This window comes from Janthinobacterium sp. 75 (assembly GCF_004365495.1).
Classification (GTDB): Bacteria; Pseudomonadota; Gammaproteobacteria; order Burkholderiales; family Burkholderiaceae_D; genus Janthinobacterium.
The window spans coordinates 2,520,451-2,542,368 of the sequence record NZ_SORD01000001.1; the positions used below are offsets into that span (position 1 = coordinate 2,520,451).

General features: G+C 61.5%; 19 protein-coding genes. 6 read left to right on the forward strand and 13 right to left on the reverse strand.

Annotation, left to right across the window (positions count from 1 at the left end; all coding sequences use genetic code 11):
- Positions 1-14 precede the first annotated feature (14 nt).
- From C8C89_RS11435 to C8C89_RS11480, 10 genes are all read right to left on the reverse strand, one after another.
- Positions 15-689, reverse strand: coding sequence for a site-2 protease family protein (locus C8C89_RS11435; RefSeq protein ID WP_133989971.1), 675 nt, complete (start codon positions 687-689; stop codon positions 15-17).
- Positions 690-828: 139 nt separating this feature from the next.
- On the reverse strand, positions 829-2,640 hold the full coding sequence (locus C8C89_RS11440; RefSeq protein WP_101482245.1) for a PhoH family protein: 1,812 nt from the start codon (positions 2,638-2,640) through the stop codon (positions 829-831).
- A 301-nt stretch (positions 2,641-2,941) separates the two neighbouring features.
- The gene (locus C8C89_RS11445) at positions 2,942-3,412 is read right to left on the reverse strand and encodes a peroxiredoxin (protein ID WP_101482244.1); all 471 of its coding nucleotides are present in this window, start codon (positions 3,410-3,412) and stop codon (positions 2,942-2,944) included.
- Positions 3,413-3,487: 75 nt separating this feature from the next.
- Positions 3,488-4,447, reverse strand: coding sequence for a polysaccharide deacetylase family protein (locus tag C8C89_RS11450; RefSeq protein WP_133989973.1), 960 nt, complete (start codon positions 4,445-4,447; stop codon positions 3,488-3,490).
- Complete coding sequence (locus tag C8C89_RS11455) at positions 4,447-5,499, reverse strand: bifunctional UDP-4-keto-pentose/UDP-xylose synthase (protein WP_101482242.1); 1,053 nt, start codon at positions 5,497-5,499, stop codon at positions 4,447-4,449. The genes C8C89_RS11450 and C8C89_RS11455 overlap by 1 nt, the downstream gene beginning before the upstream one ends.
- Before the next feature lie 21 nt (positions 5,500-5,520).
- Complete coding sequence (locus tag C8C89_RS11460) at positions 5,521-6,438, reverse strand: formyltransferase (protein WP_133989975.1); 918 nt, start codon at positions 6,436-6,438, stop codon at positions 5,521-5,523.
- Positions 6,438-7,433 carry a glycosyltransferase gene (locus C8C89_RS11465; RefSeq protein ID WP_101484665.1) on the reverse strand — a complete coding sequence of 332 codons (996 nt, stop codon included), beginning with the start codon at positions 7,431-7,433 and terminating at the stop codon, positions 6,438-6,440. Before C8C89_RS11465 ends, C8C89_RS11460 begins: the two co-directional genes overlap by 1 nt.
- 11 nt (positions 7,434-7,444) lie before the next feature.
- On the reverse strand, positions 7,445-8,581 hold the full coding sequence (locus C8C89_RS11470; RefSeq protein ID WP_133989977.1) for a DegT/DnrJ/EryC1/StrS aminotransferase family protein: 1,137 nt from the start codon (positions 8,579-8,581) through the stop codon (positions 7,445-7,447).
- A gap of 203 nt (positions 8,582-8,784) precedes the next feature.
- Positions 8,785-10,458 carry a glycosyltransferase family 39 protein gene (locus C8C89_RS11475; RefSeq protein WP_133989979.1) on the reverse strand — a complete coding sequence of 558 codons (1,674 nt, stop codon included), beginning with the start codon at positions 10,456-10,458 and terminating at the stop codon, positions 8,785-8,787.
- Entirely contained in the window at positions 10,455-10,847 is a 393-nt protein-coding gene (locus C8C89_RS11480) for an Mth938-like domain-containing protein (RefSeq protein WP_101482238.1), read from the reverse strand. Before C8C89_RS11480 ends, C8C89_RS11475 begins: the two co-directional genes overlap by 4 nt.
- Before the next feature lie 422 nt (positions 10,848-11,269).
- On the opposite strand from C8C89_RS11480, the gene C8C89_RS11485 reads away from it, so the two are divergent.
- Together C8C89_RS11485 and C8C89_RS11490 are read left to right on the forward strand one after the other, a co-directional pair.
- Positions 11,270-12,499, forward strand: coding sequence for a pyridoxal phosphate-dependent aminotransferase (locus C8C89_RS11485; RefSeq protein WP_071076139.1), 1,230 nt, complete (start codon positions 11,270-11,272; stop codon positions 12,497-12,499).
- Positions 12,500-12,586: 87 nt separating this feature from the next.
- Positions 12,587-13,909, forward strand: a complete 1,323-nt coding sequence (locus C8C89_RS11490) for a homoserine dehydrogenase (protein ID WP_101482237.1) — start codon at positions 12,587-12,589, stop codon at positions 13,907-13,909.
- A gap of 110 nt (positions 13,910-14,019) precedes the next feature.
- On the opposite strand, the gene C8C89_RS11495 is transcribed toward C8C89_RS11490, so the two are convergent.
- From C8C89_RS11495 to C8C89_RS11505, 3 genes are read right to left on the reverse strand one after another with little or no spacing between them, the layout of a single operon-like run.
- Complete coding sequence (locus C8C89_RS11495) at positions 14,020-14,373, reverse strand: ribonuclease E inhibitor RraB (protein WP_101482236.1); 354 nt, start codon at positions 14,371-14,373, stop codon at positions 14,020-14,022.
- Positions 14,374-14,396: 23 nt separating this feature from the next.
- Positions 14,397-15,917 (reverse strand): sensor histidine kinase, encoded by a 1,521-nt coding sequence (locus C8C89_RS11500; protein WP_243857975.1) that lies wholly within the window; start codon positions 15,915-15,917, stop codon positions 14,397-14,399.
- Positions 15,914-16,636, reverse strand: a complete 723-nt coding sequence (locus C8C89_RS11505) for a response regulator (RefSeq protein WP_101484663.1) — start codon at positions 16,634-16,636, stop codon at positions 15,914-15,916. The genes C8C89_RS11500 and C8C89_RS11505 overlap by 4 nt, the downstream gene beginning before the upstream one ends.
- 202 nt (positions 16,637-16,838) lie before the next feature.
- Here C8C89_RS11505 and C8C89_RS11510 point away from each other — a divergent pair, with 202 nt between their 5' ends.
- The 4 genes from C8C89_RS11510 to C8C89_RS11525 all read left to right on the forward strand — a co-directional run bounded on the left by C8C89_RS11510 (position 16,839) and on the right by C8C89_RS11525 (position 21,898).
- Positions 16,839-17,900, forward strand: a complete 1,062-nt coding sequence (locus C8C89_RS11510; protein ID WP_101482235.1) for a porin — start codon at positions 16,839-16,841, stop codon at positions 17,898-17,900.
- 3 nt (positions 17,901-17,903) lie between these two features.
- Complete coding sequence (locus C8C89_RS11515) at positions 17,904-18,884, forward strand: tripartite tricarboxylate transporter substrate-binding protein (RefSeq protein ID WP_180338511.1); 981 nt, start codon at positions 17,904-17,906, stop codon at positions 18,882-18,884.
- Positions 18,885-18,928: 44 nt separating this feature from the next.
- Complete coding sequence (locus C8C89_RS11520) at positions 18,929-20,026, forward strand: ABC transporter substrate-binding protein (protein ID WP_101482234.1); 1,098 nt, start codon at positions 18,929-18,931, stop codon at positions 20,024-20,026.
- An 81-nt stretch (positions 20,027-20,107) separates the two neighbouring features.
- Complete coding sequence (locus C8C89_RS11525; RefSeq protein ID WP_101482233.1) at positions 20,108-21,898, forward strand: iron ABC transporter permease; 1,791 nt, start codon at positions 20,108-20,110, stop codon at positions 21,896-21,898.
- The last annotated feature ends 20 nt before the right edge of the window (positions 21,899-21,918 follow it).

Sequence of the window (21,918 nt, forward strand, 5' to 3'; positions counted from 1 at the left end):
TTTAGCGGCGGCAGTTATGCCCCCATTGCTTTCCAGCCATACCAGCCGAACGCCACTACCCACGCCAGCAAGATCGCCAGCCCCGGCAACAGCATCCACTTTGTCAGCGCTTCTTCCCATGCGACAAAAGGTCGTCCGCCGCGTGCGATGGCCAGCAGCGCCTGTCCCCCGTTCAAGCCGGCGAACGGCAGCAGGTTGAAGGCGCACAGTTTCAATGAGAACAGAGCGAATACCAGCGCAAAGCTGTGCGTACGGGCAAACGTTTCCCCTTCACCCAGCAATTCCTGCGCCGTCGACAACGGCGCCAGCGCACCGTGGAAGATTTGCCCGAAGGCCGCGACAAAATGCTCCCAGCCCGGTGCGCCCAGTATCCCGAACGCCACGGCCAGCAGCACACCCACGCCGCTCAATGGCAGCAGCACCTGCTTCCACAGCGGCTGGAAGTTGTAGGCATCGAGACAAGGGTCGTCGTCATACAAGGTTTCCTCGCGCGTATCCTTCAAGGCCACATTGCCGGCCAGCGGCAGCAGCTTGATGTGGACTTTCCGCCAGCTCAGCAAGGTGGGCCCCACGCCGTAGCTGATGCTGCGCACGGTGATGCCACATGCGCGAGCGCACACGGCCATGACGGAAATGTGGATGAGCATGAAAAGGATAAGGCAAAGCAGCAGTTGGAAGGCGGGATGCATCGGGTTAGGTGTCCAGGAAGAAAGAGAGCGGTATTAGAACATGTCGCAGGGAAAAGTCGCGCACATGAAAAAAGCCCCGCCTGCATCGCTGCAGCCGGGGCTTTGAATGACTGGGGCAGCTTGCGCCGCCCGCTATAACTTACAGCACTTCGCTGGCGTGGTCCGCCAGGCGCGAACGCTCGCCGCGGGCCAGGGTGACGTGGCCGCTGTGGGTCCAGCCCTTGAAGCGGTCGACCACGTAGGTCAGGCCGCTGGAGCCTTCCGTCAGGTACGGCGTGTCGATCTGGGCGATGTTGCCCAGGCACAGGATCTTCGTGCCGGGACCGGCGCGCGTGACCAGGGTCTTGACCTGTTTCGGCGTCAAGTTCTGTGCTTCATCGATGATCAGGAATTTGTTGACGAAAGTGCGGCCGCGCATGAAGTTGAGCGACTTGATCTTGATGCGCGAGCGGATCAGGTCTTGCGTTGCCGCACGGCCCCATTCGCCGCCATCCGAGTCGGACTTGTTCAGCACTTCCAGGTTGTCGTCGAAGGCGCCCATCCATGGCGACATCTTTTCTTCTTCCGTGCCTGGCAGGAAACCGATGTCTTCGCCGACGGGCACCGTCACGCGGGTGACGATGATTTCGTTGTAGAGCTTGGTTTCCAGTACTTGCGCCAGGCCGGCGGCCAGGGCCAGCAGGGTCTTGCCGGTACCGGCCTGGCCCAGCAGGGTGACGAAGTCGCATTCCGGATTCATCAGCAAGTTCAGGGCAAAGTTCTGCTCGCGGTTGCGTGCCGTCACGCCCCACACATTGTTCTTCGTGTGGCTGAAGTCGCGCAGGGTTTGCAGCACGGCCGTCTTGCCGTTGATCTGTTTCACCTGGCCGTAGAACGGCGTTTCGCCGTTTTTCGGTTCCAGGTAGATGAACTGGTTGACCAGCAGCGATGGAATGAAGGGACCCGTCACGCGGTAGAACGTCGAGCTGTAGCCGTTCTTGCTTTCCTGCCACGATTCCATGTCCTTGCCATGCTTGTTCCAGAAGTCATCCGGCAGCTGCACGATGCCCGAGTACAGCAAGTCCGTGTCTTCCAGCACATGGTCGTTGAAGTAATCTTCGGCCGGCAAGCCCAGGGCGCGCGCCTTGATGCGCATGTTAATGTCTTTCGACACCAGCACCACGGGGCGGCCTTCCTGCTCCGATTCCAGCGAACGCACGACGGCGAGGATCTGGTTGTCGGCCTTGCCCACTGGCAAGCCAGCTGGCAAGTCCGCGCTTTGCAAACGCGTCTGGAAGAACAAGCGGCCCTTGGCATCCTTGTTGCCCAGCTTGGACAGCAGGATACCGTGTTCGATGGCGTCGTCATCCGTGTTGCTGATCAGGGCATCGAGGGTACGCGAGACCTGGCGGGCATTGCGCGCCACTTCCGTCATGCCCTTTTTGTGGTTGTCCAGCTCTTCCAGGGTCATCATCGGCAGGTACACATCGTGTTCTTCGAAGCGGAACAGCGACGATGGGTCGTGCATCAGCACGTTGGTGTCGAGCACGAACAGCTTGCTGATGCCGCGCTGGTCGGCGGCGCGGCTGGCGGACGACTTGAGCTGTACTTCGACAGGCTTGTGCTTGGCCGGATGCGGCTGCTCGGCCTGCTTGACGGACTTGATCGGCGTGACCTTGCCTTTCGCCGCCGGCGCGGCTTTTGCCGCAGGCGCGGCAACGATTGCAGGTGCGGCCGCAACCGGCGCAGGTGCTGGCGCCGGCTTGGCGACCATCAGGGCCGCCACTTGCTTGATCTTCGTGGCCGCATTGCGGACCGGCTTGGCAACTTCGGCGATCGCCGCTTCAATAACAGGTGCAGCCACTTTCTTGGCTGCCGGGGTTTTGGTGGCCGGGCGCGCTGCGCCTGCGGTTGGGTAATCTTGTGTGGCCAGGATGGTGGCTGGCTTGCTCGGTAATTTTGGCAGTGGCATCAGGATCTCAATCAAAAAATTTCTGGAATGAATCGCCCATGGGCAGCCAGCTTCTGGCGGCACTTCTCATGGGGTGGATGCGGGGAGGACAACAATACTACAGGACGAGAGACTGCCGGAAGGCCGGCAACATGGCCGGTCATGGACGCCATCGGCGGGCTACAGGCCCGCCTGGCGGAGTGGGTGGAGGCGCTTCGTTGACTCAAAATGGCGATAGGTACCGTGAACTGAACTGCGGTTGAGCTAATTTCGAACTAAGCTGGCTGGATGCCGACAACGCGCATTCGATCAGAACAGATGATCACTTCAGACGCGCCACGAATTCCAGCACTTCTTCCACGTGAGTTGCGACCTTCACGCCTCTCCATTCTTTCACCAATCGGCCCTCAGCGTCAATCACAAACGTGCTGCGTTCGACGCCACGGACCGTCTTGCCATACATCTGTTTCATCTTCATGACGTTAAACAGCAGGCAAACGGCTTCGTCCGGGTCGGAAATGAGCTCGAATGGCAGTTCCAGCTTGGCTTTGAAGCTTTCGTGCGAGCGCAGCGAATCGCGGCTGATGCCGTAGATTTCCACGCCGGCGGCGACAAATTGCGGGTAGGCGTCACGGAAGGCGATGTTTTCAGTGGTACAGCCGGGGGTATTGTCCTTCGGATAGAAAAACAGCACCGTGGCCTTGGCTGGACGGCCCAGCAACTGAAAGGTCTTGCCGCTGGTCATGGCGGCGCTAAAGTCGGGTATGCTAACGAGGGATTGGCTATCAGCCACAGGTTCTCTCCTGAACGGTGATCATCAGCGCTGTTTTTTAATCTGGCAACGCATCCAGGTGCAACAATACAGCATTCAGGCCGCTTTGCCCTGCACAATCAGGCGTCCCGAACGCCCGGGCAACTCATCCCAGGTGATGGGGCAAACGGGCAAGTCGCTATCTTGTATCTTTTCATAATAATCGCCCATCGCTGCAAACTGGTAGCCCTGGGCTTTCCAGCCCGTCAGCAGTTGTTCGAAAATGGGGGCGAGTTTCTGTCCTTCAAGTTCCGCATGCAAGGTATACACGTGGTCGCGGGGATTCTCCTGCGTCAGCGACAATATATGCGCGGCAACATTGCCGGTCGTGATCAGCTTGCCGTCGATTTCGCAGCCCAGCAACTCGTCCAGGGTGGGCAGGGTGGTGGGCAATTGCACGCATTGCAGGATGGTGTTGCCATTGCGCACGCGATGCGGGCCGTTCGTCGGATGCACCATGGCGCCGCGCGCGTCGAGCATGGCGCGGCCATCGGAGGCAAAGCGGTAGCCGGCCGTGTCGTGCTCGACAAAGGCGCTGACATTCATTTGCCAGCCGGCCGCGCCGTGTGTGTGCGGCGCCACGCCAAATACCTGTTCGTAGCGGTTGGCGGCCTTGCGCATCATGTTGATGGTCCATGCGGCATTGCGCTTGGCCACGTTGTCTTGCCACAGGGTGTGATCCCAGGTGTGAATGCCGCACTCGAAGCCGGCATCGCGCACGGCGCGCAATTGCGCCGCGCATAGCTTGCCGATATCGGGTCCCGGCAGCAAGGTGCCGTACATCAATGTTTTCAAGCCGTAGTGCTCGACCACCGAAGTGCGCGACACCTTGCTGAAAAAGCCAGGCCGCAAGGCGCGCCGCAGGGCCCAGCCCGTATGGTCGGGGCCCAGCGAAAACAGAAAGGTAGCCTTGGCCTGGTGCGCGGCCAACATGCGCACCAGATTGCCCATGCCTTCACGGGTGCCGCGATAGGTATCGACGTCGATTTTCAGGGTCAGGAACGGCTTGCTCAACATTAATCCATCAAGGCTTTGGCTTGGGCTACCTGGCTGCGGTAGGCGTCGAAAATATTGCGCAGGGAATCGGCCATGGTGGTGGTCGGCGCCCAGCCCAGCTCTTCGCAGGTGTTCGTGATTTTCGGCACGCGGTTTTGCACGTCCTGGTAACCGGCACCGTAGTAGGCGCCCGAGGTCGTTTCCACGATTTTCACGTGTTTCGCGCCTTCGGCGTATTCCGGGTACTCGGCGGCCAGGGTCAGCATCATGCCGGCCAGGTCGCGGATCGAATAGTTATTGGTCGGATTGCCAATGTTGTAAATCTTGCCGCTGGCGATGCCATTCTTGTTGGCAATGATACGGATCAGTGCATCGATGCCGTCGTCGATGTAGGTGAACGCGCGTTTTTGCGCGCCGCCGTCGACCAGCGAGATGTTCTCGCCGCGCACGATGTGGCCGAAGAATTGCGTTACCACGCGCGAGGAACCTTCTTTTGGCGTGTGGATCGAATCGAGGCCTGCGCCGATCCAGTTGAATGGACGGAACAGGGTGAAGTTCAAGCCTTCCATGCCGTAGCCCCAGATCACGCGGTCCATCAGCTGCTTGGCATTCGAGTAGATCCAGCGCGGCTTGTTGATCGGGCCGCAGATCAGTTCCGAGTTTTCAGGGTCGAATTCCTCGTCATGGCACATGCCATACACTTCCGAGGTCGACGGGAACACCAGGTGCTTGCCGTACTTGGCGGCCGAGCGCACGATAGGCAGGTTGGCTTCGAAGTCCAGTTCGAAGACGCGCAGTGGTTGCTTGACATAGGTCGACGGCGTGGCGATGGCCACCAGCGGCAGAATCACATCGCATTTCTTGACGTGGTACTCGACCCATTCCTTGTTGATCGTGATATCACCTTCAAAGAAGTGCATGCGCGACTTGTAGTTGTCATCTTCCAGCAAGTCCGTGATGCGGTCCGTGTTCATGTCCATGCCGTAGACATGCCAGTCGGTGGTTTCGAGGATGCGCTTGGACAGATGGTGGCCGATGAAGCCGTTGACGCCTAAGATGAGGACTTTTTTCATGTGAGATTCTCTTGAGTGATATCAGTGTGTGCTGACGCGGGCGGTCAGACTTGCTTGCAATTGCTGAGCCGAAATTGGCTCCCCGGCAGCCCTCAGCGCGGAAATGGCCAGCATGCGACCGTCTCCGCAGACGCCAAAGATGCAATTATCCACTACCGCCAAGCCCGGTGGCAAACTTCCTGCCGAATGCTTGCTCAAACGGGCTTGTTCAATGGTGTAAATGACATTGTTGACTTCGGTAAATGCACCGGGATAGGGCGGCGCGACGGCCCGGTGCAGGTTGTATACCTGTTGCGCGGGTAACTTCCAGTCGATGCGGCCGTCTTCCGGCTTGCGCCCGCCAAAATAAGCGCCCTGGCGCAAATCGTTGAGCTGGCGTGGCGCCGTGCCGTCCAGCAAGGCCGGCAGCACGCCCCACAGGGTTTGTTCCGCCGCCACGGTGACCTTGCCAAACACTTCAAACGCCGTATCGTCGGGCAGGATGGGCACGGCCGTTTGCGCCACGATGGCGCCGGCGTCCGGCTTGACCGTCATTTCATGCAGGGTGGCGCCCGTTTCCGTGGCGCCATGCAGCACGGCCCAGTTGACGGGGGCGCGGCCGCGGAACTGCGGCAGCAGCGAGCCGTGCATATTGTAGGCGGGAGCGACTTCCAAGATGCTGGCGGGCAACATGTGACGGTAGTAAAAGCTGAACAGCATGTCCGGTTTTGCGGCCTGCACCTGCGCCAGCAGTTCCGGCGCGCATGCATCGCCTGGTGTGATGCAGGGGATGCCTTCGGCTTGGCACAGGCTGGCGACCGATTCGAACCACAGGTTTTCCGTGGGGCTGTCTTCATGTGTGACGACCAGGGCGATATCGACGCCACCGGCCAGCAGCACCTTGATGCAGCGCACGCCCACATTGTGGTAGCCGAAGACGACGGCGCGTGGGGCGCCCATCAGCGGCCCACCTGGCGCTTTTCCAGGCGCACATACGATGGCGCCTCGGCTTCCGCCTGGGTCATGCCGTCCTGCAAGATGGTTTGCACCACATAGCGGGGACGGGCACGCACTTGCTGGAAGATGCGCCCCACGTATTCGCCCACCAGGCCGATGCCGAACAGGATCACACCCATGAAGAAGAAGGCGATGGCGAACAGGGTAAACACGCCTTCGGCCTCTGCGCCCAGCAGGAAGCGGCGGACCAGCAGGAAGATCACCAGCAATGCCGAGCCCAGCGACATCGCCATGCCCAGCATGGAAAAGATTTGCAGGGGTATCAGCGAAAAGCCCGTGACCAGGTCGAAATTGAGGCGGATCAGGCTGTACAGCGAGTATTTCGATTCGCCGGCAGCACGTTCTTCATGCTCGACGGTAATTTCCGTAGGCTTGCGGGCAAACGTGTAGGCCAGGGCGGGCACGAAGGTGTTGACTTCGGCACACTGGTTGACCAGGTCGATCACATTGCGGCCATACGCGCGCAGCATGTTGCCCTGATCGGTAATTTTGATATTCGTGATCTTTTCACGCAGGCGGTTCATCATTTTCGACGCCAGTGTGCGCCAGGCGGAGTCTTGCCGCTTGCGCCGGATCGAGCCCACGTAATCGTAGCCTTCGCGCATCTTGGCCACCAGGTTGCCGATTTCTTCAGGCGGGTTCTGCAGGTCGGCGTCGAGCGTGATCATGATCTGCCCGCGCGACGCTTCAAAACCGGCCAGGATGGCCATGTGCTGGCCATAATTGCCATTGAACAAGATCACGCGCGTAACGTCGGGGCGCTGGCGGAACTGTTCCGCCAGGATGGCCACCGAATTGTCGCGGCTGCCATCGTTGACGAAAATGATTTCGTAGCTCGTCTGCAAGGCATCAAGGGCCGGATACAGGCGGGCGAACAGGCTGGCCAGGCCATCCTGCTCGTTGTAGATTGGAATGATAATGGACAGTTCAGGTTTCATCGGCGCGCTGCTCACTTGATGAGGATGGATTTGACGGTGGCGACGGCCCGCTCCACGTCCTGTGTCGTCATGGCGTAGAACATTGGCAAGGTCACGGTCAGGCGGCCGATCTTTTCCGAGACGGGGAACATGCCCTCGGTAAAGCCGCGTTCGCGATACATGGTAAACAAGTGGATCGGTGCGTAATGATAGCCCGTTCCCACGTTTTGCTGCGCCATTTGCTGCATGAACGCGGCGCGCGTACCGGGGCCGTTGTCGGGCAGGATGATCTGGAACAAATGCCAGTTGCTGTTGTCGAAATCCTGCACGGGCAGCTGGGCGCCGCTCGCCGCTTCGAAGTCGCTGCCGAATTGCGCGAAGTAGTGGCGTGCCAGTGCGCGGCGGTGGGCCGTGATGGCCTCGATGTTGGCAAACTGGCCCAGCCCGATGGCAGCCATGATGTCGCTCATATTGTATTTGCCGCCCAGAACATCGACATCGATGCCGTCGACGCCGCTGCGCGTGACGCCTTGCAGCCGGTATTTCTCGGCCAGCCTGGCTTCTTCCAGGTTGTTGAGGACGAGGCAGCCGCCTTCGCCCGTGGTGATGTTCTTGTTCGCCTGGAAGCTGAACGAGACGAAGTCGCCAAACGCGCCGATGCGCTTGCCCTTCCAGGTGGAGCCGAACGCTTGCGCCGCATCTTCCACGACCCTTAAATTGTACTTTTCAGCAATCGCGTACAGGCGGTCCATGTCGACAGGCAGGCCCGACAGGTAGACGGGGATGATGGCTTTCGTACGCGGGGTGATGGCCGCTTCCAGCTTGTCGAGGTCGATATTCCGGGTGACGGGGTCGATATCGGCAAACACGGGCGTGGCGCCCACTTCGATGATGACGTTGGCCGTCGCTACCCACGACACGGGCGTCGTGATGACTTCGTCGCCAGGGCCGATGCCGGCGATGCGCAGCGCGATTTCCATGGTACAGGTACCCGAATTGAAGGTGCGCACGGGGCGCCCGCCGAAATACTCGGACAGCTGGGCTTCGAAGGCTTGCACTTTCGGGCCGCTGGTAATCCAGCCCGAGCGCAGCACCTCGCCGACGGCGGCGATGGTTGCTTCATCGATGGTGGGTTTGGAAAAAGGCAAAAAGGGCAGGGTAGAGGTCATGGGGTGCGGTTCTTGGTTCTGTATTTTGTCAGGGGCGTCGTCGCCGAGGCTGCCAATGCGGTCAACGTCCGCCGGCAGGCATAGCTATTTTATATCGTCAGTATGGCGGCACAGTCGGTTCAGCGGTGAAAAATCATGCTGGTATGGGGTGCGGCAAGCTGGCCGGGAGTGCGAGCCGCACTGGCTCGCACTCCTTTAAACATTTATTTGTTGGCAATCACCATGCGGCGCGCGTCCTCGGCAATAACACGCATGGGCACGCCACGTTGTTGCAAGCTCTTGTAACGGTCCAGGCTGATAATGGCCATGTCGTGCACGCCGGCGTTGGCATCGTTCGTCCACTGCGTGATGAACGGTTCGATGGTCGGGATGGACAGTTCGGGCTGCTGTTTCAGGCCAAACGTGAATTCATCCCAGTAATCGACGAGGATCACTGGCCGCTGCAGGTAATACGTGAGCGACTGTTCATAAATGCCGACGGAATAGAGCTTGGTATCGGCCGTCAGTTCGGCCTGGATCTGCGGCAGCATGTCGGTGCCTGCGCGGTTCTGGCCATACAGTTCCGAGCCGGCCAGGATGCAGTGCGTGGCCAGGAAGCCGGCGCCAGCGATCGTCAGCACGGTCATGTCGCGGCGCAACTGGCGCGCATGCAGCAAGGCCAGGGCGCCGCCGGCCAGGGCGAAGAAGCCGGCCGCCATCAGCCATGGCTGGTAGCCCTTGAGCGCGATCAAGGCTTCCGCGTCGCGCGCGCTGGCCTTGCCGAAGGCGATCGGTCCGCCGACAAGGATGGCCGCGCCCAGCACGCACAGCAGGCCGGCGGCGAACAGGCGCTGGCGGCGCGACGCCGATTCCAGGTACAGCGCCACCAGCAGGGCCAGCGCCGGGAAGATGGGCACGATATAGCCAGGCAGCTTCGAGGTCGAATAGCTGAAGAAGAAGAAAATGAAGACGGCCCAGACCAGCAGCATCAAGCGGGGCTGGAAGGCACCCTCCTGGCGCTTGAAGGCGGCGGCCAGGCTTTGCGGCAGCACGCCTATCCATGGCAGGATGCCTGGAATGAGCAGGACCAGGAAGTAGTACCAGGCGCCTTCGCGCTTGTGCCCCTTCATCAGGAAGCGCTGGAAATGCTCGTGGATGAAGAAGAAATGCGGCTGCTCCGGATTGCGCAGGGCAACCAGCACGAACCACGGTGTGGCGATGGCAAAGAACACCAGCAAGCCCTTGACCAGATGCAGACGCGTCCAGATGCGCCAGTCGCGCGCGCACAGCGAATACAGCACCAGCACGGCGCCCGGCAAGACGATGCCGATCAAGCCCTTGGCCAGCACGGCCAGCGCCATGCCAGCCCAGCATACCAGCATCCAGTTGCGGCGCTCACGCGCGGTGGCGTCGTCGCGCTGGGCCACCAGCAGGCTGGCCAGGGTCAGGGTCATCATGCCCGACAGGCCCATGTCGAGCGAATTGATCTGGCCGGAAGCCAGCCAGAACAGGCTCGACGCCAGTACCAGACCAGCATACAAGCCCACGCGCGGACCGAACACTTTCTTGCCCGCAAATGCCGTCATGCACACGCCGATGATGCCGCACAGGCCAGTCCACAGGCGTGCCTGCCATTCGCCCAGGCCGAAGGCGGCGAAGGTCAGCGCATTCATCCACGTTTGCAGTGGCGGCTTTTCAAAGTATTTGATGCCGTTCAGGCGGGTGGTAATCCAGTCGCCCGTGACGAACATTTCGCGCGCCATCTCGGCATAGCGGCCCTCGTCGGGCGGCACCAGGGTACGCACGCCCAACGCATACAGGGTGACGACGATGAAGATGCCCAGCAGGGACCACATCAGCAGCCTCGAGCTGTGCAGTTCGTTGACATTGATTTTCATGCAGCGCTGCCTGCGCCGGGAGCCAGAATCAGGGCCAGGGTGACTTTGCGGCCTTCGCCCATCAGGATATTGTAGGTGCGGCAGGCTGCCTGGCTATCCATGCACTCGACGCCGATGCGGCGCATGGTCAGCGCGGCCGTCAGCTTCGGATGCACGAAACGCTGGCGCTCGCCCGTACCGAGGATGACCACGTCGGGCGCATCGGCCAGGATTTGCGCGAAATGTGCCTCGCTCAGCTGCTCGAAACTGCCGACATCCCACGCCCGTGGTGGCATTTCCGGCATGACAATCAGGCTGTAGTTGTATGGCTGGGCATTGATCTCCACGCCATTTTCATCGTAGCCTGTGACGGTTTGGTATTGTTGGGTGCTGCTGGCATGCAGTTTCATGGCGATGTCGGGGCTGTTCGTGTCGGTTGATCGGTGTGCGCGCCGTGCGGATGCGCGCTGCGCGCCAAGGGCGCAAGCATGCCATAAGTGACAGAAAAGAGCGACTGAAAAGCAACATCCTTTCCAATTTGCAATCTATGGGTAATTCTTTGGAGTAACTATGGCAGGCGGCGCTTGCCATAGTAGTAGGCAAAGATTAAGAGAAGATGAAGAGCTTCCGGTGGAAAAAAGCACGCGCGTGCCGGATGGCGTGGCATAAACGGCGCGAAATGCTGCAATTTGCCATGTTTAATTTGATAAAATGGCCTGCTTTCGGCGAGAATGGTTGTTTTCGCATTGCAGTCTCACGAGTTCACAGTTCTGGCGCGGCTTTCATGCTGCAAGCGTAGGCCGGCCGCGCCGCATCACGACAGGGATTTATTTTGCGACCGATTCAGAAATCGAATAAATTGGCGGACGTCTGCTATGACATCCGCGGCCCGGTCCTGGAAAAATCCAGGCAAATGGAAGAAGAAGGCCACAAGATCACCAAGCTCAATATCGGCAATCTGGCCGTATTCGGCTTCGATCCGCCCGATGAAATCGTGCGCGACATGATGCTCAATCTGCAGAATGCGGCCGGCTACACGGATTCGAAAGGCATGTTCGCGCCACGCAAGGCCGTCATGCATTACACGCAAGGCAAGAATATCGCCGGCGTGACCATCGATGACATCTACCTGGGCAACGGCGCCTCGGAACTGATCGTCATGTCGATGAACGCCCTGCTCAACAGTGGTGACGAAGTGCTGGTGCCGGCGCCTGACTATCCGCTGTGGACGGCCGCCGTCAGCCTGTCGGGCGGCAATCCCGTGCATTATGTGTGCGACGAGCAGAACGAGTGGTATCCCGATATCGAGGACATGCGCCGCAAGATCACGCCGCAAACCAAAGCCATCGTCGTCATCAACCCGAACAATCCCACGGGCGCCTTGTACCCGGTTTCCGTGCTGCAGCAGATCGTCGACCTGGCGCGCCAGCACCAATTGATCATTTTCGCCGACGAGATCTACGACAAGGTGCTGTACGACGAAGCCGAGCACGTGTCGATCGCCTCGCTGGCCGACGACGTGTTGTTCATCACCATGAACGGCCTGTCGAAGAATTACCGCTCCTGCGGCTACCGCTCCGGCTGGATGGTGGTCTCGGGCGAAAAGCGCCACGCAAAAGATTACATCGAGGGTCTCAACATGCTGGCCTCGATGCGGCTATGCGCCAACGCGCCGGGGCAGTTTGCCATCCAGACGGCGCTTGGCGGCTACCAGAGCATACAAGACCTGGTGGGGCCCGGCGGGCGCCTGTTGAAACAGCGCGACCTGGCGCACAAGCTGCTGACCGATATCCCGGGCGTCACCTGTGTCAAGCCGAAGGCCGCGCTGTACATGTTCCCGCGCCTGGACCCGGAGATCTATCCGATCGCCGACGACCAGCAGTTTGCCTATGAATTACTGGCCGAAGCCAAGGTCCTGATCGTGCAGGGCACGGGCTTCAACTGGATCGCGCCCGACCATTTCCGCGTCGTCTTCCTGCCCAACTCCGATGACCTGACCGAGGCCATGGGGCGCATTGCGCGCTTCCTCGAAGGTTACCGCAAACGTCACGGCCGGGGCTGAACCGGCCAGCAGCAATCTCGATCAACCATACCGATCAACCTGGCGCCGCCAAAGGGGGGCGCCACTTATGAGCAGTCAAGCACAACTATGAAATCCATCAAGATCGGCCTGCTGGGCCTGGGCAATGTCGGTTACGGCACGTTCAGCGTCCTGAAACGCAACCAGGAAGAAATCAAGCGCCGCGCGGGCCGCGGCATTGAAGTCGTCGCCGTCGCCGTGCGCGACGTGGCGCGCGCCGAAGCGCTGGTCGCCGGCGGCTGCAAGGTCGTTAGTGACCCCTACCTGATCGTCAACGATCCCGAGATCGATATCGTCGTCGAACTGATCGGCGGCTACGACCTGTCGAAAACCCTGGTGATGCAGGCGATTGCCAACGGCAAGCACGTGGTCACGGCCAACAAGGCCCTGCTGGCCGTGCACGGCAACGAAATCTTCGCCGCCGCCCAGGACAAGGGCGTCATGGTGGCCTTCGAAGCGGCGGTCGCCGGCGGCATCCCCATCATCAAGGCGCTGCGCGAAGGCTTGACGGCCAACCGCATCGAATGGATCGCCGGCATCATCAACGGCACCACCAATTTCATTTTGTCCGAGATGCGCGACAAGGGCCTCGATTTCGCCACCGTGCTGAAACAGGCGCAGGAACTCGGCTACGCGGAAGCCGACCCCACCTTCGACATCGAGGGCGTCGATGCCGCGCACAAGGCCACCATCATGTCGGCCATCGCCTTCGGTATCCCGGTGCAGTTCGACAAGGCCTACGTGGAAGGCATCAGCAACCTCAATGCCGTCGACATCCGCTATGCCGAGCAGCTGGGCTACCGCATCAAGCTGCTGGGCATTACCAAGCGCGCCACCGTCAACGGCGTGGAAGGCATCGAGCTGCGCGTGCATCCGACCCTGATCCCGGCCAAGCGCTTGATCGCCAACGTGGAAGGCGCCATGAACGCGGTGCTGGTGCATGGCGACGCCGTCGGCGCCAGCCTGTACTCGGGCCGTGGCGCGGGCGCCGAGCCGACTGCCTCGTCGGTGATCGCCGACCTGGTCGACATCACGCGCCTGGCCACGGCCGACCCGGAACACCGCGTGCCGCACCTGGCCTTCCAGCCGAACGCGATGACCGATATCGCGATTTTGCCGATGTCGGAAATCACCACCAGCTACTACCTGCGCATGCACGTGGCCGACCAGCCGGGCGTGCTGGCCGACCTGACGCGCATCCTGGCCGAACGCAGCATCTCGATCGACGCCATGCTGCAAAAAGAGCCGGCCGAGGGCGAGACGCATACGGACATCATCATGCTGACGCACCAGACGCAGGAGAAGAACGTCACGGCCGCCATCGAAAAGATGGAAGCATTGAACAGCGTGGTGGGCACGGTGACCAAGATCCGCCTGGAAAACCTGAGCTGAGCGTTTTCAGCGATCCACGCAAAAACGGCGCCGAGGGCGCCGTTTTTTATTCGTGATGTTGGCGTGGCCGATGGTGCTGTCGGATTACGGTCCTGCGGACCTAATCCGACCTACTCTGCGGTACCGACGGGACCCACATCCATGCCGTCATAGCTGGCCAGCTGGTTTTCCTGGGCAAACGCCATCAGTTCGCCATTGCGCGCGTGCAGACTATCGACGCCATGCACTTCGGCTTTTTCCACGTGCAGCACCCACACTGGGGCGGCGGCCGCGTCGTCCAGTTCGGGCTGGTACAGTTCCACGGGGCGGTAGCCCTGCAGCGCCAGCAGGGTGGCGGCCTGTTCCAGTGGTTCGGACGTGGGGTTGGTGAAGTAATAGCCCCACAGCAGCGGCTGGGACAAATCCCACGGCGCGTTTTCTGCGATATTGGCAAACAGTTCGGTTACGTCTTCTTTGGTCATCATGGCAGTGGGCCTTCATTAAAATCTCAGGGCGCGATCTTAGCATCGACTGGCGTTGCGGCGAAATACACGCCGACTTTCAGTCCATGTCCATTCGCCGCCGTGGCCAGTTCCAGGCGCGCGTCATGCAGGGCAGCGATGTCGCGCACGATGGCCAGTCCCAGGCCGGCGCCGCCAGGGTTGCTCTCGAGTGCCGCGCCAACCCGGTAGAACGGCGTAAATACCCGTTCACGTTCCGCAGGCAGGATGCCGGCACCGCTATCCTCCACCTCCAGCACGGCGCCGTGCCCGTTCCTTGCCTGCGCCGCGCGCACGCGAAGGATCACGCTGCCGCCCTGCGGTGTGTAGCGCAGGGCATTGTCGACCAGGTTGGCCAGCAGTTCGTGCAGCAGCAAGGCCTGGCCATGCACGGGCGCGTCATCGGGCGCTTCCAGCGATAAATCGATATTTTTGCCGACGGCAGCCATGGCCATTTCCAGCCCCACCTGCTGCGCCATGTCGCGCAGCGAGACGGTATCCATGGCCAGGCTGTCGCCGCCATGCTCGATGCGGGCCAGGGTCAGCAGGCGGTTGGCCAGCAGCACGGTCGAATCCGTGGTGGCGGCGATCGAGCGCACAATGTCGCGCAGGGCGGCCATGTCCGGCGGCGTGCCGGCCTGGCGGTCACATTCGCGCATGGCCAGTTCGGCCTGGGTCTTCAGCACCGTCAACGGCGTGCGCAGCTGGTGCGAGGCGTCGGCGATGAAGCGGCGCTGGCTGGCGATCAGCTGCTGCAGGCGCGACATGGAACCGTTCATGGCGCTCACCAGCGGGCGCATTTCCTTGTGCACCAGCTTGGGATCGACGTCGGACAGGTCAGACAAGGTGCGTGTCTCGACTTCCGTTTTCAAACGCATTAGCGGCCGCAGCACCAGGCGCACGGCAAACCAGACGAGGGCGCCCATCACCAGTATCATCGCCGCCTGCCAGCTCAGGGTATCGAACAGGATCTGGTTCGACAGGCCGCGCCGCGCGTCCAGCGTTTCAGCCACCTGTATCAGGGCGATGCCGCGCATCGAGTCGTCATACACGGGTTGCAGCAGGGCGGCGATGCGGATCGGCTTGCCGTGGTAATCGGCGTGGTAGAAGCGCACCAGGGCGGGGTAGTTCTGCGAGCGAGGCACGTTTTTCGGCACGGGCGGCAAGTCGCCATAGCCCGAGACCAGTTCGCCGTTGATGCCCGTGACCTTGTAGTAGATGCGGCCCAGGGTATCGGTCTCGAAGCTGTCGAGCGCCACGTAAGGCACTTCGGCCACCACCTTGCCGCCAACGATGGAGACGCGCTCGGCCAGCGCCCGCGTCGATGCCAGCAGGGAGCGGTCGTAGGCCATGTCGGCCGCGTCGAGCGCGTTGCGGTAGACAAAGACGGCGTCCAGCAGCACCAGCATCACCAGCGGGATGAGCAGCCAGCGCAGCAGCTGGCTGCGCAGGCTGCCCAGCGGGCGGCCCTGCCCCCAGCGCCGACGCAGGCGCTCGAATACGGGCAGGTGTGGGGCGCGCACGCTCATCGTGGCGTGGCCGGCACCATGGCGCTGCGCGGTTGCAGCAGGTAGCCGATGCCGCGCAGGGTGGTGATGACGGCGCCGTCGGGTGAGCCGCTTTCCACACCGCTTTCGAGTTTCTTGCGCACGCGGTGGATATACAGTTCGATGGCGTCCAGGTTGACGTCGTCGGCCAGCGCGAACACTTCATCGAACAGCTTTTCCTTCGATACGGCGCGCCCGGAGCGCGTGATCAGCGCCTCGAGCACCGCGTGTTCGCGCGGCGTCAGGGGGAAGGCGGCGCCTGCATAGCTGAACATGCGCGTGACGGTGTCGAAACTGAGCGCGCCGCAGGTGTGCACGAGCGCTTCGTTGCCCTGGCTGCGGCGCAGCAGGGCTTTCACGCGCGCTTCCAGTTCGGCCAGCTCGAACGGCTTGGCCATGTAGTCGTCTGCGCCCAGGTTCAGGCCCTGCACTTTCTCATCCAGGCCGCCACGCGCCGTAAGTATCATGACGGGCGTCTTGCCGCGCGTGCCGCCGCGCGCCCGCAGGCGGCGCAGCACGTCCAGCCCATCCATCTTCGGCAGTGTCAGGTCGAGCAGCACCAGCGAGTATTCCTGCGTATGCAGCAGGGCGTCGGCATCTGCGCCGTTGTGGGCGGTCTCCACCGTCAGGTGCGCGTCGCGCAGGGCCTTTGCCAGCCAGTGCGACAGCTCCAGATGGTCTTCCACTAATAATATGCGCATGGTCTCCGCCATTCGTTGAAATGATGCAGTGTAAGCCTGGCGGCAGGGCAGGCGATGAATATGTTGATGTCCATTGTGGCTGGCCGGCGACACCTGTCATGCTGAAAGCCAATTGAAAGGATGGCGCTCATATAGTGTGATCCTGATTCATGAAATTGATCAGGTATATCACCAATAACTATATCTAAGGGAGACACTTTACATGAAGAAAACTGCATTCTCGCTGGCCGCCATGGCGGTACTCGCCGCTGCCGGCAGCGCCCAGGCCCAGTCGAACGTCACCCTGTACGGCCGCCTGGACGCCGGCATCAGCAACACCAGCAACGCCGGTCCGAACAAAAGCTCGATGACGCAGGTGAGCTCCGGCGGCATGAACACCTCGCGCTGGGGCATCCTGGGCAGCGAAGACCTGGGCGGCGGCCTGAAGGCCGTCTTCAATCTGGAAGGCGGCATTCTGGTCGACACGGGCGCGGCCGATGGCGCGCTGTTCAAGCGCCAGGCCAATGTGGGCCTGGAAGGCGCGTTTGGCCGCGTCGTGCTGGGCCGCTCCTTCACCACCGTGTATGACTTCGTGCTGCCGTTCGATCCGATGGCCTATGCACCGTTCTACTCGTGGGCCACTTCGGCCAACGCGACGGGCCCGAGCAAATACGGCATGACGACGGCCTTCGACAACATGGTCAAGTATTCGGGCAAGACGGGCGACTTCAGCTACGGCGCATCGTACGGTTTCGGCGAACAGTCGACGGGCAACTCGGACAGCGCCAAGCTGGCCACGGCCGTCACCTACAAGACCGGCCCTGTCAGCCTGCTGGCCACGTATGAACAGGTGAACGGCAATGCCATCGCCGGCGGCGCGCGCGACAAGACCACCGCGTACCACCTGGGCGCCATGTATGACGACGGCCCGTGGAAAGTGCAGGCGGCGGCGCGCGACTACAAGCTCGATCCGGCTGCCTCCGGCAAGGCCGACGTGCGCGGCACCCTGTACTGGGGCGGCGTCAGCTACAAGACCACGCCGGTCATCACCCTGACGGGCGTGATCTACTACCAGGACGTGAAAAACGTGGCCGCCAACCTCGACGCAGATCCGATCATGTACGTGGCGCGCGTGCGCTATGCCCTGTCCAAGCGCACCGACCTGTATGTGGCCGGCGCGTATGCCAAGGCCAAGCACAACCAGCTGGTCAGCCTGTCGCGTGACGATGCCGGTTTCGGCGACACGCAGCGCGGCCTGATCGCCGGCATCCAGCACCGCTTCTAAGCCATGACGATGCTGCGCTCCCTATTCCTGTCGTTGCTGTGCCTGCTGCCCGCCGTGGCCGGGGCACAGGCGTCCGCGCCGGCCGAGTGCGTGGTGCCGTCCAAGCCGGGCGGCGCCATGGATTTGACGTGCAAGCTGGCGAAAAAAGGCCTGGCGCAGGAGGGCGCGGCAGGCGTGGCGGGCCCAATGCGCATCAGTTATCTGCCCGGTGGCATTGGCGCCGTGGCCTGGCACTCGATGGCATCGCAACGACGCCGCGCGGAAGCGAACACGCTGGTGGCGTTTTCAGGCGGTTCGCTGCTCAACCTGGCGCAGGGCAAGTTTGGCAATGCGAAGGCGGGCGACGTGCGCTGGGTGGCGGCGCTGGGCGCCGACTACGGCATGATCGCCGTGCGCAGCGATTCGCCCTACAAGAGCCTGGCCGACCTGATCGCTGCGCTGCGCCAGCATCCTGACAAGGTGCTGATCGGCGTCTCCGGCACCATCGGCAGCCAGGACTGGCTGAAGATGGCACTGCTGGCGCGTCATGCCGGCATCGATCCGAAAGTGCTGCGTTTTGTTGCGCTCGAAGGCGGCGGCGAAGTGTTTACGGCGATGCAGGCCGATTATGTGCAGGTGGTCTCGGGCGACACGTCGGAGGCCACACTGAACGCCAGCGCCAACCATGCGCGCGTGCTCGCGGTACTGTCGGAAAAGCGCCTGCCCGGCGTGCTGGCCGGCGTGCCGACGGCGCGCGAGCAGGGCTTCGACGTGGTCTGGCCCATCATCCGTGGCGTGTGGATGGGACCCCAGGTGCCCGAGGCGGACTACCAGCGCTGGGTGGCCACCTTTGACCGTGTCATGGCCACGCCGCAGTTCGCCGAGTGGCGCGCGCAGGCCGGCTTGTACCCATTCGCCCTGACGGGGCCGAAGCTGACAGCATATGTCAAGAAGGCGGTCGATGAGTATGCCAGGCAAGCGAATGAGCTTGGCCTGATGCGCTGAACGACATCCTATTAAAAAAACCTATTCATAGACGGAGACAACCCATGCAAACCAAGACCCTGCTTCAAGCCGCCTTTGCCACCGCGTTTGCCAGCCTGGCCGGCGCCGCTTTCGCGCAAGTGCCGGCCGGCTATCCGGCCGACTACCAGAAGATCATCGACGCGGCCAAGAAGGAAGGCAAGGTGGTGATTTACAGCGCCACCGACAGCAAGGCTGCCGCTCCGCTGATCAAGGATTTCAGCGCCCTGTATCCGGGCATTTCGGTCGAATACAACGACATGAATTCCACCGAAGTGTATAACCGCTTCATTTCCGAAGTGGCCGCCGGCGGCAACACTGCCGACGTGATGTGGTCGTCGGCGATGGACTTGCAGATGCGCCTGGCCTCCGATGGCTATGCGCTCAAGTACAAATCGGTCGAAGCGGCGAAGATCCCCGGCTGGGCCATGTGGGATGATCAGGCTTACGGCACCACGTTCGAGCCGGCCGCCATTGTCTACAACAAGCGCCTGCTCGATCCCAAGGAAGTGCCGAAGAATCACGACGACTTCGTCAAGCTGATCGCCACGCCGAAATTCAAGGACAAGGTCACCACCTACGACATCGAAAAATCGGGCGTGGGCTTCATGTTCATGGCGCAGGATGCGAAAGAATATCCGCAATTCCTGGCGCTGCAAAACGCCTTTGGCACGGCCAAGGTGCGCGTGCAGTCGTCGACGGGCACCATGATGGAGCGCATCTCGTCGGGTGAAAACCTGATCGGCTACAACGTGCTGGGCTCGTATGCCCTGGTGCGCGCCAAGACCGATCCGTCGATCGGCGTGGTGCTGCCCAAGGATTACACCCTGATCCTGTCGCGCGTGCAGTTCATCAACAAGAACGCGAAGAACGTCAATGCCAGCAAACTGTGGCTCGATTACATCTTGTCGCATCGCGGCCAGACCATCATCGCCAACGGCGCCAAGCTGTTCGCCATCCGCGCTGACGTCACGGGCGAAACCACGTCGGCTGACCTGATCAAGCAAATCGGTGCGGCCAACGTCAAGCCGATTCCCGTGCACCCGATCATCCTGCAATTTCTGGGACCGGCCAAGCGCATGGCCTTCCTGAAACAGTGGAAAGAAACAGCCGGCAAGAAGTAGGAATCGTTCCTAGGCCGTCTTAGCCGTCCGCAGGCGCATACCTGCGGACGGATGCCGCACCCTTCATTCATTGGATTCATCATGCAAACTGCCATCTTGCCGCTGCCTGCACGGTCGCGCTCTCCCTTGTCGCGCCTGAACTGGTCGCGCGGCGTGGTCGTGACGATCACGCTGATCGCCATCTTCTTGCCGCTGTTCCTGATTTTTTATCAGAGCTTTTTGAACGCGCCGTTTTTCATGCCCGTGCGCGAATTCGGCTTTGACTCCTACCGTTTCATCTTCGATGATCCCGATTTCGCCATGGCCTTCAAGAATGGCCTGATGCTGGCCTTCGGCCTGACCGTCATCGCCGTGCCGCTGGGCGGCATGCTGGCCTTCTTGATGGTGCGCACCGACTTGCCCGGCCGCGGCTGGGTGGCGCCCATGCTGCTGGTGCCCATCTTTGTCTCGCCGATGGTGATGGGCTTTGGCTACGTCGTCTCGATGGGGCCCGTGGGCTTTTACTCGATCTGGGCCAAGGAGCTGCTCGGCTTCGTGCCCTGGAATATTTATTCCTTCACCAGCATCGTCATCATTGCCGGCCTGACGCACGTGCCGCACGTCTACCTGTATGCTTCTTCGGCGCTGAAAAGCCTGGGTTCGGACGTGGAGGAAGCGGCCCGCGTGGCGGGCGCCTCGCCGATCCAGGTGATGCTTAATGTGTCACTGCCGATGATCATGCCTGCGCTGGCGTATGCTGGCGTGCTGGTGTTCTTCCTCGGCTTCGAAGTGTTCGGCCTGGTGCTGGTGCTCGGTGATCCGGAAGGCCATTTGGTGCTGCCAACCTATCTGTACAAGCTGACGAATAAACTGGGCACGCCGTCTTACCACCTGATGGCCGCCGTCGCCGTCTGCCTGGTGATGGTGACCATGCCGCTGGTGATGATACAGCGCTGGCTGCTCAAGTCCGCCAACAAGTATGTATCGATCAAGGGCAAGGGCGCGCGCAGCAAGGCCATGCCGCTGGGCCGCTGGAAATGGCTGGCGTTTGCCTTGCTGGCCGGCTGGCTGATCTTCACCATCATCCTGCCATTGACGGGCATCGTGCTGCGCTCATTCGTGCAGTACTGGGGCGAAGGCGTGCATCTGGCCGACGTGCTGACACTGCAGCATTTCCGCGATATTTTCGACCAGCCATCGCTGGTGCGCGGTATCGTCAACACCATACTGATCGGCGTCGTCGGCGGCGCCCTGGCCGTGGGCTGCTACAGCTTCATAGCGCTGGCCATGCACCGCAAGCAGGACGGCATCACGCGCCTGCTCGACTACAGCGTGCTGGTGCCGCGCGCCGTGCCGGGCCTGCTGGCCGGCCTGTCGTTCCTGTGGGTGTTCCTGTTCGTGCCGGCCTGGCTTGACGGCATGCTCAAGGGCATGGACAACGGCGTGGCCCTGTGGCTGAGCGGTCATGTCATCCCCGTGCTGCGCGAAGTGCGCTCGACGATTTTCGCCCTGTGGCTGGCGTATTCGGTGGTGTGGATGGCTTACGGCATGCGGCTCATTTCCACCGCGCTGCTGCAGGTGGGGCCGGAGCTGGAAGAGGCGGCGCGCGCCGTTGGTGCCAGCCGTGGCCAGGTGACGCGCGACGTCACGCTGCCGCTGATCAAATACGGCTTGCTGGGCGCCTGGCTGATGGTGTTCCTGATCTTCGAGCGCGAATACTCGACGGGTGTGTACCTGCTTTCGCCGGGCACGGAAGTGATCGGCGCCATGCTGGTGTCGCTGTGGGCAGGCGGCTCGACCGACCTGGTGGCGGCGCTGTCCTTCATCAATATCACCCTGGTGGCCATCGGCCTGGGCATCGCGCTGCGCTTCGGCGTCAAGCTGCATAACTAAATACAAAGACTGAGACCACA

Bases quoted from the DNA above. Each gene is read 5' to 3' on its own strand.
- C8C89_RS11435 (WP_133989971.1), bottom strand. From the start codon at position 689: ATGCATCCCGCCTTCCAACTGCTGCTTTGCCTTATCCTTTTCATGCTC.
- C8C89_RS11440 (WP_101482245.1), bottom strand. From the start codon at position 2,640: ATGCCACTGCCAAAATTACCGAGCAAGCCAGCCACCATCCTGGCCACA.
- C8C89_RS11450 (WP_133989973.1), bottom strand. From the start codon at position 4,447: ATGTTGAGCAAGCCGTTCCTGACCCTGAAAATCGACGTCGATACCTAT.
- C8C89_RS11455 (WP_101482242.1), bottom strand. From the start codon at position 5,499: ATGAAAAAAGTCCTCATCTTAGGCGTCAACGGCTTCATCGGCCACCAT.
- C8C89_RS11460 (WP_133989975.1), bottom strand. From the start codon at position 6,438: ATGGGCGCCCCACGCGCCGTCGTCTTCGGCTACCACAATGTGGGCGTG.
- C8C89_RS11465 (WP_101484665.1), bottom strand. From the start codon at position 7,433: ATGAAACCTGAACTGTCCATTATCATTCCAATCTACAACGAGCAGGAT.
- C8C89_RS11470 (WP_133989977.1), bottom strand. From the start codon at position 8,581: ATGACCTCTACCCTGCCCTTTTTGCCTTTTTCCAAACCCACCATCGAT.
- C8C89_RS11475 (WP_133989979.1), bottom strand. From the start codon at position 10,458: ATGAAAATCAATGTCAACGAACTGCACAGCTCGAGGCTGCTGATGTGG.
- C8C89_RS11480 (WP_101482238.1), bottom strand. From the start codon at position 10,847: ATGAAACTGCATGCCAGCAGCACCCAACAATACCAAACCGTCACAGGC.
- C8C89_RS11490 (WP_101482237.1), top strand. From the start codon at position 12,587: ATGAAATCCATCAAGATCGGCCTGCTGGGCCTGGGCAATGTCGGTTAC.
- C8C89_RS11495 (WP_101482236.1), bottom strand. From the start codon at position 14,373: ATGATGACCAAAGAAGACGTAACCGAACTGTTTGCCAATATCGCAGAA.
- C8C89_RS11500 (WP_243857975.1), bottom strand. From the start codon at position 15,917: ATGAGCGTGCGCGCCCCACACCTGCCCGTATTCGAGCGCCTGCGTCGG.
- C8C89_RS11505 (WP_101484663.1), bottom strand. From the start codon at position 16,636: ATGCGCATATTATTAGTGGAAGACCATCTGGAGCTGTCGCACTGGCTG.
- C8C89_RS11510 (WP_101482235.1), top strand. From the start codon at position 16,839: ATGAAGAAAACTGCATTCTCGCTGGCCGCCATGGCGGTACTCGCCGCT.
- C8C89_RS11515 (WP_180338511.1), top strand. From the start codon at position 17,904: ATGACGATGCTGCGCTCCCTATTCCTGTCGTTGCTGTGCCTGCTGCCC.
- C8C89_RS11520 (WP_101482234.1), top strand. From the start codon at position 18,929: ATGCAAACCAAGACCCTGCTTCAAGCCGCCTTTGCCACCGCGTTTGCC.
- C8C89_RS11525 (WP_101482233.1), top strand. From the start codon at position 20,108: ATGCAAACTGCCATCTTGCCGCTGCCTGCACGGTCGCGCTCTCCCTTG.